The organism is Neglectibacter timonensis (genome assembly GCF_900048895.1).
Lineage (GTDB): Bacteria > Bacillota > Clostridia > Oscillospirales > Acutalibacteraceae > Acutalibacter > Acutalibacter timonensis.
The window spans coordinates 1,225,147-1,239,075 of the sequence record NZ_LT160640.1 but is presented as its reverse complement, the minus strand read 5'-3'; the positions used below and the strand labels follow the sequence as shown (position 1 = coordinate 1,239,075).

Below are 13,929 nucleotides of genomic sequence, written 5' to 3'. Positions count from 1 at the left end.
AGGGAAAGAGAAGGGAAGAGATTCAATATGAAATTTGCAGGGAAACGTATTTTGACCGGTCTGCTGGCGGCAGTCATGATGGCAGGACTGGCGGCAGGCTGTGACAGCGCCGACCCCTTTTCCTCGCCTGAAAGCGTGGGCAGCGCGTTGTCGGCGCAGCAGGAAAATGCCGAAACCGCAGAATATGTGAAAAGTGCTATGGAGGCCGGCAATCAACTGTCTTCCTCCACCTATTTCCTGGCTGACGACGGCTCGGTTCTGACCTGCCAGGAGAAGAGTTGGGATGGATTGGCGGCGGATTCCGCCGCTGTGGAAGATAAAAAAAAGCTGGCTGTCTCCGCCAGCGGCATGACTGTGTTTACCCTGACGAAAGACGGCGGGCTGTATTACCGGCAGCAGAAGGTGGCGGATGGGGTGCAGGACATTGCCTATGCCACCACCAATGTAAATGAAAGCGGCATGTTTATTTCCGGGGATAAGGTGTTCAACATCGATTGCCGGGATACCGGCAAGATCAATGCTGCGCTGCGGGAATCCAATCCGGAAAATTATATCGACACCGGCAGCGGCAAAACGGTAGCCCGCACTGCATGGAACGTCAATTTCCAGAATCTGTCTTCGGAACAGGGCGCGCCGGTATCCGGTACGCTTTCGGGCGTTGCCGTGGATAAGCATGATTTTTTCCTGTTAAACCAGGCTGGTCAGGCGTTCGTCTGTAGCGGCGGAGGAACGGACTATATGGGTATGGATTGCTTTCAATGGGAGAAGATGGCCATGATCGGCGTCGCCAATGATATGGAAGAGCCGGCGCTGACCATTGCGGGAATCCAGTACGACGGCACGGTGATGGCCTGCGGCGATTATGCGGACGAGATTTTGAGCTGGGGATCCCTGGCCTGCCTCAGCATGTCGGACGGTATGATCGTCGGCCTTACCAAAGACGGGGATCTCCGGATGACCGGCCGGTATGCGGAATTTATGGCTCCCGAGGTGGAAAGCTGGAAAAATATTGCTGCAGTCAAGGTGGGCAGCACCGCAAAAATCGAAGCGATCGTCAATGCCGTGGATATCGATGGAAAGTTCTATCATCTGGAATACGATCGCCGTTGGACGGAACTGGTGTCCGGTGTACTGGACCCGGAGGCGGGCCAGGCGGAAAAGGGCGCCGTCTGGTACAAATACGCCCCGGATGGAACGGCTTATCGGGTTCGCGATACCGGAAAGTGGGAGCCTGCCAAAGACTGACAGCAGACAAGGGATGGTGCAGGATGCCGCTTTTCGCCTGTACACAGGAGAGTTACAGAAAGAGAAAACGCATCCAGGCTGAGCCGAAAAGGGCTAAGCCGAGTGCGTTTTTAGCTTCAGAACAGGGCCAAAGCAGCCCAAAACAGATGGCGGCGAATGGGGACCTGCTCTCCTCACCCGCCCCTGTCCGATTTTACCTTTATTCAAAAATGGGAATGTTTTTTACAACGCCGCCCTCCATAGCGGACTGATGGGCGCAGATACCTACGCCGGTCCAATACGCGCCGTCGATATCGCTGGGAACGGGCTCGCGGTCCTCCAGAATGCACCGGACAAATTCGTGTACCAGATGGGGATGAGAGCCGCCGTGGCCGCCGCCCTGAAGGAAAGAAAGATGGGGATTGCTGTCATCGTAAACCGTTTGTTTGGTAAAGCGTCCGATCTCTTTCGGCAGGCGCTCGGCAAAGTCGGGAATATCAATGCGTTCCTCCGTTACCAGGCCGCCCCGGCCGTAGCTGTTCATCACATGGTTGGCGCTGTCATCGAATTCCATGGAAAACATGACCGGCTTTTCCGACTCCAGCTGCTGCCATTCAAAGGTCTTCCGTTCACCGTACACGTTGAAGCTTTCCGTGTAGCCCCGGGCCACATGGTAGAGGAATCTTGCCATTTCAATGCTGGTATCGCTGTCCTTCAGCGAAATCAAGGCGGATTCAAAGGCATAAGGACAGCCGTATGCCGCTTCCACCTCCTTGCGCACTGTGCCGGAGCCCTTGCAGTATACCGTCTCGGGACGCTTGCCGATCAGCATCAGGCATGGAGCAACCGCGTGGGTGGGATGCATCAGCGGCGGGAATCCCAGCCAGTATTCCGGCCAGCCTTCCATGTCCTGATAATGGGCACAGCGCATGAACTGGATTTTTCCCAGCTCACCCTTTTCATAGAGCTCCTTCACATACAGGAATTCACGCCCGTACACGGAAGTCTCCATGAACATATAGTGCTTCCCGCTCTTTTTCCGGGCTTCAATAACCTGATACAGCTCGTCAATGCTCATGCCCATGGGAATCGTACAGGCACAGTGCTTGCCCGCGTTCAGCGCCCGAACCGACAGCGGCGCGTGCGTTGCAGGGGGCGTGACCAGATGTACAGCGTCAATGGTCTCGTCCTGCAGCATCGTGTCAAAATCTGTCAGTCTTTCGTTCACCAGGAATTTATTGCCGATTTCGTCCAGCAGTTCCCGGTTGCTGTCCACCAGTACTAGGGAATCCACATCCGGATGTTTCAGATAGATCGGCGCAAATTCCGCGCCGAAGGAGACGCCGACCAGGGCGACTCTGAGTTTGCCGTTTTTCATGCCGCATTCCTCCTTGAGTTCTTGAACCCATCATACCGCACCCCGTTGGAAATTCCTATAGAATTAAAGAAAGCTGTATGGAATAAATGGAAATTTCATTTGCTCCATATCGACTTTCTTATTGCGTCGGACTATAATGAGATGGTATATTTTGAACGGAAAGCAGGCAGAAAGGAAGGGGTACAGGCAATGGAATTTGATCATGGCAGAGCCCTGCCCCGTTGGTTCGTGCTAACAGGAGACATCCACATCGAAATGGTCGACAAATTCAGCGGAGGGAATGTCCATCCTGACCGCGTGATGTCCCAGTGGGTTCTGGTTCTGATGAGCGGCGGAGAGCGTACCTTTCGAATCTACGGGGAAGAATATGCGGTCCGCGGCAACGAATTTTTCCTTCTGCCGCCTCATGTGCGGCACTGCGGCGTCAAATACGACACGCATCAGGCTTATTTTGTCCACTTTCGGGCAGACGGGGCGCAGATCGCTCCTCCCGCCAAACTGGACCCCGACAGCATTCTGCTGCCGCTGTACGGCCAGGTCCCCCTTGAACTGCACTGCTTTGACCTGATGGAGTATGCGGTCCGCCACAGGGCTCCGCCGTTCTTCAGTGAGAAATTCCTCTCTTCGCAGATTCGGGCGATCCTGTATCAGCTCAGCCTCACCATGCAGAAAAGAGCGCTCTGGTCGAAACAGGAGAACGGAATGGCTTACAGGATTTTGAATTTTATAGACGACAACAAGGGGCGTCAGCTTCAAACCCAGGACTATGCGGAGGCGTTTGGAAAATCTTACCGCCGCCTGAATACGATTTTTCTTTCTGTGTATGGGATGACGATTAAGCAAATGCAGATCGTCCTTCGGATTGACCAGGCTAAGCGCATGCTCAGCTCCGGCTACAGCATTGCCGACACCAGCGGAGCCTGCGGTTTCGATGATTATCTTTACTTTCTGAAGGTGTTCAAAAGCAAAACGGGCATGACGCCTTCCCAGTTCCGAAGCTCGAATGCCGACTCTGCCGGATTCCTTCCCGATTCGGCGGAAACCGGCAGCAGGGAATGACCTATGGCGGCAGAAAGCAAACCCCCGCCAAAACGGGAAAGGACAAAGTGGGAAACGGGCTGCTTTTTCCGCAATGCCGAGGCTTTGACCGGATATTTGGAGCAGGCGTCAGATGTGCAGGCGCCGTTCGTTCCTGTGCATACGGAGAGTAAACAGCGGAGCTGGAAGACTTTGAAGGATTTATCCCGTGGGCAGGGGACTGAGCGGGGATAGAAGGGTTTGGCCCTCTGTAGGGACCGCCCAAGACCGACTGACGCTTCGGCGGAGACCGGCACGCACTCGCTCCAAGACACGCACCGCGTGGAACGCGGAGTGCACCTCATTGCCAAGTCATTTGCACGCTTACGAAAAAAGTCAGGTATCGCCTTTGCGGTACCTGACTTTTTGGCAGGGGCAGAAGGACGTGGTCTCGCCTGCCGGCTCGGTCGGCTCGTAGAGTACGTGCCACTGGCACGTACTCGCCCCTCGGCACGCAGGGCGCACCTCATTGCCAACCCCTTCTGCACGGTAACGAAAAGCGGAGAGGTAAGCATAAGGCTTACCTCTCCACTTTTGGCAGGGGCAGAAGGACGTGGTCTCGCCTGCCGGCTCGGTCGGCTCGTAGAGTACGTGCCACTGGCACGTACTCGCCCCTCGACCCGCAGGGCGCGCCTCGTTGCCAACCCCTTCTGCACGGTAACGAAAAGTGGAGAGGTAAGCATAAAGCTTACCTCTCCACTTTTGGCAGGGGCAGAAGGACTTGAACCCTCGGCACGCGGTTTTGGAGACCGCTGCTCTACCAACTGAGCTATACCCCTATTTCTTTGTTTCGTGCCTGATTATAGTATCATTTTGAGTCATTTCTGTCAAGAGTTGATTTAAAAAAATCATCGAAAACATAAAAGTTCTGGAAGAGGAAAAGGGGATTGATCCGTCTTACGGACGCTTAGCAAAATCATTGTACAAGGCGGCCACAGAGAATCGGCCTGTGGCCGGTAACGGGCAGTTGCATTGGCAGAAGGCCGCTTTTACAGGTTCAGAAGGACGAGGGCTGCTAAAATGATCCCTACGCCGGCAAGCTGCAGTTTGCTCAGTTTTTCCCGGAACAGCAGAAAGCTGAACAGGCTGATCACCACGATGGCGCCCACGCTGTAGGTGGGATAAGCCACAAAAGCGGGAAGCTCTGTCAAAGCGGCCAGCAGGAAACGGGCGGACATGAAGTTCGGCACCCCGACAGCTATGCCAAACAGCCAATCCTTCTTTTCGAGCCTTTTATGGCTGCGGAAGAGGGGAAAGAGAGTAAACAGACCGGCGGAAGCAAAAATACAGAATAAAAACAAGCCGTCGTCTGTGCGGCTGCCGGTTTGAGCAAAGATTTTCGACATGCTGTCGCTGGAGCCATTGAGCAGCAACACCAGCAGCAGCGGTACGATGGGGAGCTTTGCCTGTGATTTTGTGCCGGATTTCAGGTTTATTACCACAATAGCCAGCAGGGCCAGGGCCAGGCCGCCCATTTGGAACAAGGAGGGCTGTTCCCCAAACAGGCACACGGAAAGCAGGATGGGCACCAGCACTCCCAGCCGTGAAAAAACGGAGGACAGCACAGCGCCGCTTTTGCGGATGCTGTAGCCGTAGGCGATCAGAGCGGCCAGATAAAGGGCGCCGCTCACCGCGCCAAGTCCCAGGGGCAGGAAATCTCCGTTCCATAAGGACTTCGGCTCCAGAAACAGAAAGGCCAGCAGCGCACAGGTACAGTAATTGACAAAGTAAACCCCATAAGTGTTATCTGTACTGAGGTATTTCAGTACGATCGCCAGTACGGAACTGGATAAAATGGCAAGCAACAGGAATAGCATAGAATCGTCCTTTCCGGATGGCAGTGACAGTACCCATCATAGCCTATTGCCGGAAGCGGGTCAAGCCTTCCCCGAATCCTTTTAGGAGGATTTCTGCAAGACAACAGGATACTGACTGAGAAAATAGCATTGATATTTCCAGTCTAATTCAGAAATATTAGCACTCTTATAATTAGAGTGCTAATATTTACAAATTGCTCATACTTTATCTGAGATTTTGAAATAAATACCGGGTAGAATAAAACTACAAAAAAGAAAAGAAGGCGATGCCGATGGAACAGATTCAGGAGAACGCGCATGCTGCGGCGGCGCCGCAAAATAGAAATGACAGCACAAACAAAAAAACGAAAAACAGCAATCAGGAGGTATGAATTATGTTTGAACTCACCCCATTTGACCACAGAGACAGACTTTCGTTCTACCACCCCTTCCGGGACCTGGATAAATTGGAAGAGGCCTTTTTCGGGAACAACTTCAGCGGAGGTTTCCGGACAGACATTAAAGACAGCGGCGATACCTACTTGCTGGAGGCGGAACTGCCTGGGTTCCAGAAGGACGATATCGCCATCGATATCAAGGGGGATTATCTCACCATCACAGCAGAACACAGCAGCGAGACCGAGGAAAAGAGAGAGAAAGATAATTATGTGCGTAGAGAGCGCTCTTACGGCTCCTTCAGCCGCGGTTTCGATATTTCAAATGTGAAAGCGGATGATATTTCCGCATCCTATGAAAATGGTGTTTTGAAGCTGATAATGCCTAAAAAAGAAAACGGTTTACCAAATTCCAGAAGACTGGAGATCCGCTGAACTCTTTGTCCTTGTAAGAGGGTAAAGGCTCCGGGATGAAGCTGTGTACCAGAAAAGAAGACGCCCACAATTGCTGTGGGCGTCTTCTTTTCTGCATAGAATCCACTACTATATGCCGTATGCCTTATAGTTGCCCTTCCGGGATGGGGACGGCTTCTTTCGGCAGATTCTGGATGTCCTCCGTCGATGGGATCTTTTTCATCACGCGGCGCAGGACCGGAATTGCCAGAGCCAGAGACAGAATATCCGCCACGGCTTGCACCGAGGCCACTCCCGTGGCTCCCAGCAGGAAGGCCATTAGATGTACAATGGGAATAAAACAGCTGCCCTGACGGGCGGTGGACAGCAGGAGCGCCCCCCTGGCGTCGCCCAGTCCGGCGCACAGCATGTTTACCACTGCCACCCAACCGTGGATGGGCAGGGCAAGGCATTGCAGGCGAATACAGAGTTCGCCGATCTCCAGCATCTCCTGAGAGCTTTTGCCGAACATGGCGATAATGGGCCCGGCGAAAACCGCCACGAGTAACCCCATGATCCCGCCGCCGATCGCCGCTGTCCAAGCGGAGAAGCGGAAAGCGGCCCGCACCCGGTCATAGTGTTTTGCGCCCCAGCAGAAGCCCACAACAGGCTGAAAGCCTGTACCGAAGCCCAGAATGATGCCGAAGGGGAACATCATGATTCTGGTGGAAACCCCGATGCCTGCCAAAACATCATCGGAAATCTGCCCGGCTAGATTGTTGAGCATGATAGCTGCCACCACCGCCAGGCCTGAGCGGAACATAGAAGAGGAGCCCACCTTGATGATCTGGGACATAATGTCCCTAGTGGGGTGGAAGTTCTTGATGGAAATGCGCAGGATGCTGTGATGGGTGAGGTAAGGGAAGATCAGAATACCGAAGCTTACCAGCTTGGAAATAGCTGTGGCCATAGAGGCGCCCGCCACACCCAAGTCCAGCCCGACAATAAAGATGGGATCCAGCACACAGTTTAAAACCCCGCCTGCGCCCATGCCGATCATGGAAAGCAGAGCGCTGCCCTCTGCCCGCAGGCATTGGTTCATTACGAAGCTGGCAGCCATAAATGGTGCAGCCAGCAGAATATAGGTGGCGTAGTCGATGGAATACTGCTCACAGGTGGGGGTGGCTCCCAGCATCTGTACCATGGGTCTCATAAACACCGAGCCTAAAAGCATCACTGCGATGCCGAAAACCGCTGCCAAAAAGAAGGCTGTGGACAGCACCTCGTTGGCCTTTTTTTCTTTTTTGGCTCCCAGCAGGCGGGCAATATAGCTGTTGGCGCCTACCGCCAGCAAAGATCCCGCCATCATGATAATTTGATCCAGAGAGGAGTTCACGCTTACCGCTGCCGTAGCGTTGATGCCGATTCCGCTGACGAAATAAGTGTCCGCAAGGCTGTAGATGGAGTTGATAAGGAAAGCGATAATGGACGGTACCGCCATGCTGGTGATGATTTTGGGGATGGGCTCCGTCAGCATTCTCGTCTTCCGATATTCCTGGCTGGCCGCTTTTGGCATTTCCTCTCATCCTTTTCTTTCATAATCGAAAAATGGCGGCTATTCTATGATAGTGTCATTTGCAACTATTATAGCTCTTGTTTGACCTCCTGTCAATTCCTGGCATATAAGAAAAATCAGGGGCGTTGTGCATTTGGCTTTTTCATAAAAAGAGGCCGGATGAGTCTGGAACGACCGGAACGGGGAGAGGTGAGGAGGCTGCACTCCAAATCCTCGCTGCCATGCGGTGAAAAGAAGAGGCTGCAGAAAAAACAAAAAGCACTGTGCTTCTTTATGAAACACAGTGCTTGATGGAGCTGCTAACGCGATTCGAACGCGTGACCTCGTCCTTACCAAGGACGTGCTCTGCCAACTGAGCCATAGCAGCATATGGCGACCCGGAACGGGCTCGAACCGTCGACCTCTAGCGTGACAGGCTAGCGTTCTAACCAGCTGAACTACCGGGCCATCTTGCTCGCCCGGGGACGGGCTCGTCATCAGGCGACTGCATTATTATATCTTAGGAAATCATTCTTGTCAAGCATCAATCCACAAAAAAATGAACGGTTTTTTTCTTTTCGACTTTTCCACAAAAACTGTCTCTGCAGCTCTTGCAGGAGCGGCGCAAAAGCCTTTTTTATCTCCCATCGAGACACGCGGGCACAGCCGAGGAAACGGCGCGTAGCCCACGGTAAAAATCGTTGCAGATTGATACAATCAGGGAAATGCCGTCTGATTTTTGCACCGTGGCGCAACGTGAGTGTTTTTTTGTTGTGTATACTATGTGAAAGGCCTTTTAGTTACTGAGAGGGAGGTGGCCCTATGAAGGATGAAGAAATGGTCGGCTTGTACTGGATGCGATCGGAAGATGCCGTCGCGGCTACGGCTGAGAAATATGGGAATTACTGTTACTCTATTGCCTTTAGTATCCTACACAACGCGGAGGACGCCGAAGAATGTGTAAACGACGCTTATCTCGCCGCTTGGAATTCCATTCCTCCTCACCGTCCGGAAAGAGTGGCGGCGTTCCTTGGGAAGATAACCCGGAATGTTTCCCTGAACCGCTGGAAACAGTACAACGCCCAAAAGCGTGGAGAAGGACAGACAGAGCTGGCGTTATCGGAGTTAGAGGAATGTATCCCGGCAAAGACCGGCATAGAGCAGGCGGTGGAAGACGAGCTTCTTACCTGGTCCATCGAGAAATTCCTTTACTCCCAGCCGAGGTTGAAACGAAATCTGTTTATTCGCCGCTATTGGTATATAAGCTCCATCCAGGAGCTGGCGGACGAGTACGGGATGAGTGAATCGAAGGTGAAATCTCTGCTGTTCCGTATGCGAAAAAAACTAAAACACCATCTTGCAAAGGAGGATATCATATTATGAAAAGCGAAAAATTGCTTCATGCTATCGGCACCATTGACGACGGCCTGATTTTTGCGGCAAGACCTGCTGAAAAGAAGAAAACACCCCGGACACGGATCGTTTGGACTGCGGCCGCGGCGGCCGTTTTGGCGCTCATCCTGGCCATCGGTGTAGGCGCGGCAGGAGATTTTGAGAGCCTTGAAAACCTTTTTGGCCCTGCATTTCCCGGCGCACGGCAGAGCTCCCTGGATCCCGAATTGATTGCGAGGCTTGGTGCTCCCGTAGGCGTTAGCGTGACGGACAACGGCGTTGCCGTCACAGTAGATTCCGTGGTGCGGGATCGTTACAACTGCACGCTGGTGCTCACTGTTGAAAAAAGTGATATAGATGGTAAGGGGTTCCTGTTTGACAGGTCCACTCTGAAGGTGGGCGGCGCCGAATTTACCGGTCCAGCCGCATCATCGTCCGACTCTGTATCGGGCGACGGCAAAGCCAGGTATGTGGTCTCCTGGATGGGCGATGAATCCGTCATCCCGGGAGGGAAAGCAGCCGTCGTCTTAGAGAACCTGGTGATAAATTCTCACGGCGTTCTGACAGAACAGACTGTGCCGGGCAGATGGGAGCTGGAATTCGATATGGGGTATGCTGATCAGTCTGCCGATTTGCCCACAGGACAGACCCTATCCGTGGAAGGCGCAGAAATCACCGTGAATCAGGTGACGATTTCCCCACTGTCCATTCGCGTGATAAGTACGGCAAAGCTCACCGAGGCGGATATGGAAGCAGTACTGGACCATAATGGTAAGAGCGTTTTACGGGAACGGCTGGAGTGGCCGGACATTGTCATCCTCAAAAAGGATGGTACCCGTATTGCTAACAGGGCCATGAGAGATCCTCAGCAGGGAGGGGATTCTCATATCCAGAACGGCTGGGGAAATTCTGAGCAGAAGGGCGGCGTGCTGGAATGTCAGTGCAGTCTTGTCTTTGACCAGCCTGTCCTTTTGGAGGACTTGGAGTCCGTCTCCATAGAGGGAGTGGAGATACCGTTGAACGGTTTGGAGGCTGTGCAGTAAAATCTGGCTGCGCTTCCGTACAAGGCCGTGACTTCCAAAATGAAAACAGGCGCGGCGGGAGACCAGAAACGGGTTGCCCGCCGCGCCTGTTTGACGCTCCTGGATGAAAATGCTATACTTTTTTCAGATGCATTCCATAGCCTGTGCAGCGCAGGTGAACGGAAAACCTGTTTTTTATGGAAAAGGGCTTTCAAGAAAATACACCTTCGCTATATTTGAGACGCGCCGGGTTGGCGGTCAGGGGTGTTCCAGCAGGTTTTCCGGCCGCTTTTTCCATAAAAAAGGCCAAACAGGTAGGGCTGACCCGGTACAGGCAGAGGCAAAACAGGAGGGATCGGAAGAATGCGGGAGGAGAAGGGGAAAAGCCTGGTGGCGCTGCCGGTGGATTACGTGGTTGTGGACACGGAAACCACGGGCCTGAGCAGCGGGCGCAGCCATATCATTGAGCTGTCGGCCCTGCGCGTTCGGAACGGAGAGGTGACGGAAGTGTTTTCCAGCTTAATCCGTCCGCCCAAACAGGAGATCTGCGAGTTCGGCGAGGTGAGGTATGCCTATGCCGATTCCTTTATTACAGGGCTGACCGGCATTACGAACGAGATGTTGGAGGATGCTCCGGGCCCGGAAGAAATCCTTCCGAAGGCCCATGCCTTTTTGGAAGATCGGGTCCTTTTGGGACACAATGTACAGTTCGATGTGAATTTTCTTTATGATGCCTTTGAACAATGGCTTGGAAGGCCGCTGCGGAACGATTTTCTCGATACGCTGCGCCTGTCCCGGAAGCTGCTGCCGGAGCTGCCGCACCATCGGCTTTCCGACCTGGCGGCTGCGCTGGGAGTTCGTTATGAGGGCGCCCACCGGGCAGAGGCGGACTGCCGCATCACCCACGGCTGCTATCTGAAACTGCGGGAGTTGGCGCTGGAACGGTTTTCCGAGGAGGAATTCATTCGCCTGTTCCCCAGGAAAAAGATGGAGTACCGGGCACGGGACATTGGGACAGACAGGAAAAATTTCGATGAGACGCATCCGCTGTATGGGAAGCGTGTGGCCTTTGCAGGCGAGCTGAGCATTCCCCGGAAGGAGGCCATGCAGCTGGTGGCCGACGCGGGCGGCGTCAACTGTGACAGTGTGGGCAGCCGCACCGATTATCTGGTGGTGGGGTCTACGGCTCTGCCTGCCAAAGAAAATGCCGTGCCCCTGCAGAAGGGGCGCGGCATGGCGGTGCTGACGGAGCAGGCTTTTTTCCGGCTGGTTCGAAACCGGGAAGAAGGGCTGCCCTGATGTTAGGCAAAATATCGCCCTGCAGGCCTTGGAAGGCGGCGGTTTCCGGCAGAAACCGCCGCCAGTTTTTCTATCAGGCGTTCGGCAGCGGAAGAGCAAACCTTTTGTGCAGCCAGGCTGCTGCAAGCCCGGCCCATTTGGCCGCGTCCGGATCGAGCTGGGAACAATCTGTGGAGGAGGTCTGGTCCGCCAGACTCAAGCCGTGCTCCCCAGCCTCGAACACGTGCAGTTCAAAGGGAACTCCCCCATCCGCCAGGGCGGAGGCCATGCGCAGGGACTGCTGCACCGGCACCAGATGGTCCTGAAAGGTGGCCCACAGAAATGTGGGAGGTGTTTTCTCGGAGACGTGGAGAGCGGGGCTCACGCTGGTCAGCTGCTCCTCCGTAGGACGGGCGGTTCCCAGCAGCGCCACGTTGCTGGCTTCGAAAAGCTGCACGGCGCTGGCGTCTGCGGCTGCCGCGCCCAGCAGGTGGTAATCGCTGAGAGTGTAGGCGAGAATGGCTGCGGCCGGGCGAAAGAGCGCCGAGGGCCTTCCAAAATGGCCGCAGAGCTCTGCGGTGTGCCAATGGGTGGCGTACATGGCACAGTTGTGTGCTCCTGCGGAGAAACCGCAGATGGCGATGCGTTCTGCATCCAAAAACCAGTCTTCAGCATGTTCCCGCAGGATCAGCATGGCCTGCCCGATTTCCCTCATAGGGGCGGGGTGGGTCAGGCGGGGCTTTGGGGAAAGGGGGACGGAGCAGTCCACCGGGCCGTTTTTCCCCTCCGTATAGGTGGAATAGCGCAGGACAAAGGCATGGTAGCCCATCGACGCGAACCGGAGGGCCACAGGCTCGCCTTCCCGGTCTGAGCAGCCCAGATAGGCCCCGCCGGGGCAGATTAACACGGCGGGACGCTTCTTTCCATTGAGCAGCTCCGGGGAGTCGTCCCAGAGATAACAGGTGAGTGTCACATCCTCCCGGTTTTCATAGAGGCGTATCAAATCCGTTTTCATTGTGATGGAATCCTTTCTTGAAAAATATTGGGATAGCAGGGCGTTCAGTTCAGATTTTCCCGGAAGGAGACGCCCTGTTCCGCACACCAGCTCCGAATGGTCTCCAGCAGGCTGCCGTATTCCTCATAGAGCAGTCCCTTGGGAGCGTCCGGCGTGCTGCCGAGCAGGTATTTGGTCTGTTCCAAAGCCGTCTGCAGGAAAAGCTGCCTGCGAAAGGAGATTCCGCCTCCAGAAACGGTTTGGCTGGCTGGCGTCATCACCACGCTTTTTAACTCCCGGGCGGAAAAGCTCCGCTCATCTATCCGTATCGAGGCATTGGTAAGAGTGATGCGCTCCGGAATCCTACTGGCAAGGCTGCGGTACCGGAGAGCTTGCGGAAGGGCTGCCAGGGAGAAAAACAGAAAAATGAAAAGCGCGCAGGCAGCGGCATGGCCGTTTAAAGGCCCCCGGTATACCAAGAAGAACCAGAGAAGGGCCAGAAGTAGCCCGGCCCCGGCACTCCCGGCAGAAATGGCCAACAGGCGCGCCTTCTCCCGGGAGAGCAGCTCTTCCTTGGGAAGGCGGAACACGGAATTCTGGCCGAGACCATAGAGGTCCTCCCTGGCAGGACGAAGAGGGGATTCCTTCGGGCCGTCCTGTCGTAGCCGGTTGAACTCCTCCACAAGGGAAGAAAAGCTGGCGTTATCAATACACCAGCAGGAAACGGTCTTCCTAAGAGGCCCCCGGCCCGGCAGGAAGAATTCCCGGCTGGTGCCCAGAAAAAGGCCGTTCCAGCTTTTCTTTGTCACGCTGACCTGCAGAGGGGCGTCCAACGGATAGAAGGCGTACGGCCTGTTTCTACGGAAAAAGGCAAGCCCGTCCCGGCTGATCTCAATGCGGATTCGGCACCAGTAAAAGGCCCAGAGGGAGGAGAGGAGCGCTGCCAGAAGTACCGGAAGGACCCACTCTGAAACCCAAGCAGGGAAAGGAAGGCTTAAAAACAGATTTGGGTTTCCGGACAGAAGCAGCTGCACTGCCAGAATGCAGAAAAAACCAAGAAAAATCAATTTCTTCCCGAATTCTGCGGCAAGCAGACGGGGCGCGCTGCGGTAGATTTTCCGTTCGGGTTCTCTTCTCATGTCGGAGACCTGCAGAGGTGCGGCGGAAAGTGCCGGTTGCTTTTCCCTGCCTTTTCCCGCCATACGGATCCCCAGCACCGCCAGCACAGCCATCGCGATACTGAAGCCGCCGGCAAGCAGCACATACTTCAGATCGGTGGAACGGTAGCCGTATTTTATCCAATCCGCAGTCTGCACGCCGATCAGCAAAAGAGTGAACAGCGCCAGCAGACTGCTGAGTACTGCAAGTGTGGTCCAGGCCGCCTTTTTTAAATTTTTCATAAAACGATTCCCTCCCTTTCGGCGG

Annotated in this window: 11 protein-coding genes and 3 tRNA genes; 6 read left to right on the top strand and 8 right to left on the bottom strand. The window is 54.5% G+C overall.

The genetic code is table 11. The features are described 5' to 3' along the window. Positions 1–27: 27 nt before the first annotated feature. Entirely contained in the window at positions 28–1,245 is a 1,218-nt protein-coding gene (locus BN3911_RS14830; RefSeq protein WP_066866971.1) for a hypothetical protein, read from the top strand. Positions 1,246–1,444: 199 nt separating this feature from the next. Here BN3911_RS14830 and BN3911_RS14825 read toward each other — a convergent pair whose 3' ends face one another. Then, positions 1,445–2,602, bottom strand: a complete 1,158-nt coding sequence (locus BN3911_RS14825) for a Gfo/Idh/MocA family protein (protein WP_066866969.1) — start codon at positions 2,600–2,602, stop codon at positions 1,445–1,447. A gap of 189 nt (positions 2,603–2,791) precedes the next feature. On the opposite strand from BN3911_RS14825, the gene BN3911_RS14820 reads away from it, so the two are divergent. After that, a complete protein-coding gene (locus BN3911_RS14820) occupies positions 2,792–3,661 on the top strand; it encodes a helix-turn-helix domain-containing protein (RefSeq protein WP_187127764.1) in 870 nt (289 codons plus the stop codon). Positions 3,662–4,382: 721 nt separating this feature from the next. On the opposite strand, the gene BN3911_RS14810 is transcribed toward BN3911_RS14820, so the two are convergent. Next, positions 4,383–4,458, bottom strand: a tRNA-Trp gene (locus BN3911_RS14810). Between the two features lie 210 nt (positions 4,459–4,668). Next, positions 4,669–5,496: a DMT family transporter gene (locus BN3911_RS14805; protein ID WP_066866964.1), complete on the bottom strand. Its 828-nt coding sequence runs from the start codon at positions 5,494–5,496 to the stop codon at positions 4,669–4,671. Positions 5,497–5,870: 374 nt separating this feature from the next. Between BN3911_RS14805 and BN3911_RS14800 the strand changes: the two genes are divergently transcribed. Further along, on the top strand, positions 5,871–6,305 hold the full coding sequence (locus tag BN3911_RS14800; RefSeq protein ID WP_066866962.1) for an Hsp20/alpha crystallin family protein: 435 nt from the start codon (positions 5,871–5,873) through the stop codon (positions 6,303–6,305). A gap of 124 nt (positions 6,306–6,429) precedes the next feature. On the opposite strand, the gene BN3911_RS14795 is transcribed toward BN3911_RS14800, so the two are convergent. From BN3911_RS14795 to BN3911_RS14785, 3 genes are all read right to left on the bottom strand, one after another. Next, positions 6,430–7,839, bottom strand: coding sequence for an MATE family efflux transporter (locus BN3911_RS14795; RefSeq protein ID WP_066866960.1), 1,410 nt, complete (start codon positions 7,837–7,839; stop codon positions 6,430–6,432). 291 nt (positions 7,840–8,130) lie between these two features. Beyond that, positions 8,131–8,206: transfer RNA gene (locus BN3911_RS14790), tRNA-Thr, on the bottom strand. 3 nt (positions 8,207–8,209) lie between these two features. Continuing rightward, positions 8,210–8,286: transfer RNA gene (locus tag BN3911_RS14785), tRNA-Asp, on the bottom strand. Positions 8,287–8,640: 354 nt separating this feature from the next. Here BN3911_RS14785 and BN3911_RS14780 point away from each other — a divergent pair. The 3 genes from BN3911_RS14780 to BN3911_RS14765 all read left to right on the top strand — a co-directional run bounded on the left by BN3911_RS14780 (position 8,641) and on the right by BN3911_RS14765 (position 11,531). Beyond that, positions 8,641–9,201, top strand: coding sequence for an RNA polymerase sigma factor (locus BN3911_RS14780; protein ID WP_066866958.1), 561 nt, complete (start codon positions 8,641–8,643; stop codon positions 9,199–9,201). Beyond that, positions 9,198–10,253: a DUF4179 domain-containing protein gene (locus tag BN3911_RS14775; RefSeq protein ID WP_066866956.1), complete on the top strand. Its 1,056-nt coding sequence runs from the start codon at positions 9,198–9,200 to the stop codon at positions 10,251–10,253. The genes BN3911_RS14780 and BN3911_RS14775 overlap by 4 nt, the downstream gene beginning before the upstream one ends. A gap of 342 nt (positions 10,254–10,595) precedes the next feature. Beyond that, positions 10,596–11,531, top strand: coding sequence for an exonuclease domain-containing protein (locus BN3911_RS14765; RefSeq protein ID WP_066866953.1), 936 nt, complete (start codon positions 10,596–10,598; stop codon positions 11,529–11,531). Positions 11,532–11,604: 73 nt separating this feature from the next. Here the strand turns inward: BN3911_RS14765 and BN3911_RS14760 are convergent, their stop codons facing one another. Both BN3911_RS14760 and BN3911_RS14755 read right to left on the bottom strand, forming a co-directional pair. Beyond that, complete coding sequence (locus BN3911_RS14760; RefSeq protein WP_066866951.1) at positions 11,605–12,525, bottom strand: alpha/beta hydrolase; 921 nt, start codon at positions 12,523–12,525, stop codon at positions 11,605–11,607. Positions 12,526–12,569: 44 nt separating this feature from the next. After that, positions 12,570–13,904 (bottom strand): hypothetical protein, encoded by a 1,335-nt coding sequence (locus BN3911_RS14755; RefSeq protein ID WP_066866949.1) that lies wholly within the window; start codon positions 13,902–13,904, stop codon positions 12,570–12,572. Positions 13,905–13,929 lie beyond the last annotated feature (25 nt).

What these genes read in the sequence shown, in the direction of transcription:
- BN3911_RS14800 (WP_066866962.1), top strand. Translation starts at nt 5,871, where the DNA reads ATGTTTGAACTCACCCCATTTGACCACAGAGACAGACTTTCGTTCTAC.
- BN3911_RS14775 (WP_066866956.1), top strand. Translation starts at nt 9,198, where the DNA reads ATGAAAAGCGAAAAATTGCTTCATGCTATCGGCACCATTGACGACGGC.
- BN3911_RS14830 (WP_066866971.1), top strand. Translation starts at nt 28, where the DNA reads ATGAAATTTGCAGGGAAACGTATTTTGACCGGTCTGCTGGCGGCAGTC.
- BN3911_RS14765 (WP_066866953.1), top strand. Translation starts at nt 10,596, where the DNA reads ATGCGGGAGGAGAAGGGGAAAAGCCTGGTGGCGCTGCCGGTGGATTAC.
- BN3911_RS14820 (WP_187127764.1), top strand. Translation starts at nt 2,792, where the DNA reads ATGGAATTTGATCATGGCAGAGCCCTGCCCCGTTGGTTCGTGCTAACA.
- BN3911_RS14825 (WP_066866969.1), bottom strand. Translation starts at nt 2,602, where the DNA reads ATGAAAAACGGCAAACTCAGAGTCGCCCTGGTCGGCGTCTCCTTCGGC.
- BN3911_RS14805 (WP_066866964.1), bottom strand. Translation starts at nt 5,496, where the DNA reads ATGCTATTCCTGTTGCTTGCCATTTTATCCAGTTCCGTACTGGCGATC.
- BN3911_RS14760 (WP_066866951.1), bottom strand. Translation starts at nt 12,525, where the DNA reads ATGAAAACGGATTTGATACGCCTCTATGAAAACCGGGAGGATGTGACA.
- BN3911_RS14755 (WP_066866949.1), bottom strand. Translation starts at nt 13,904, where the DNA reads ATGAAAAATTTAAAAAAGGCGGCCTGGACCACACTTGCAGTACTCAGC.
- BN3911_RS14795 (WP_066866960.1), bottom strand. Translation starts at nt 7,839, where the DNA reads ATGCCAAAAGCGGCCAGCCAGGAATATCGGAAGACGAGAATGCTGACG.
- BN3911_RS14780 (WP_066866958.1), top strand. Translation starts at nt 8,641, where the DNA reads ATGAAGGATGAAGAAATGGTCGGCTTGTACTGGATGCGATCGGAAGAT.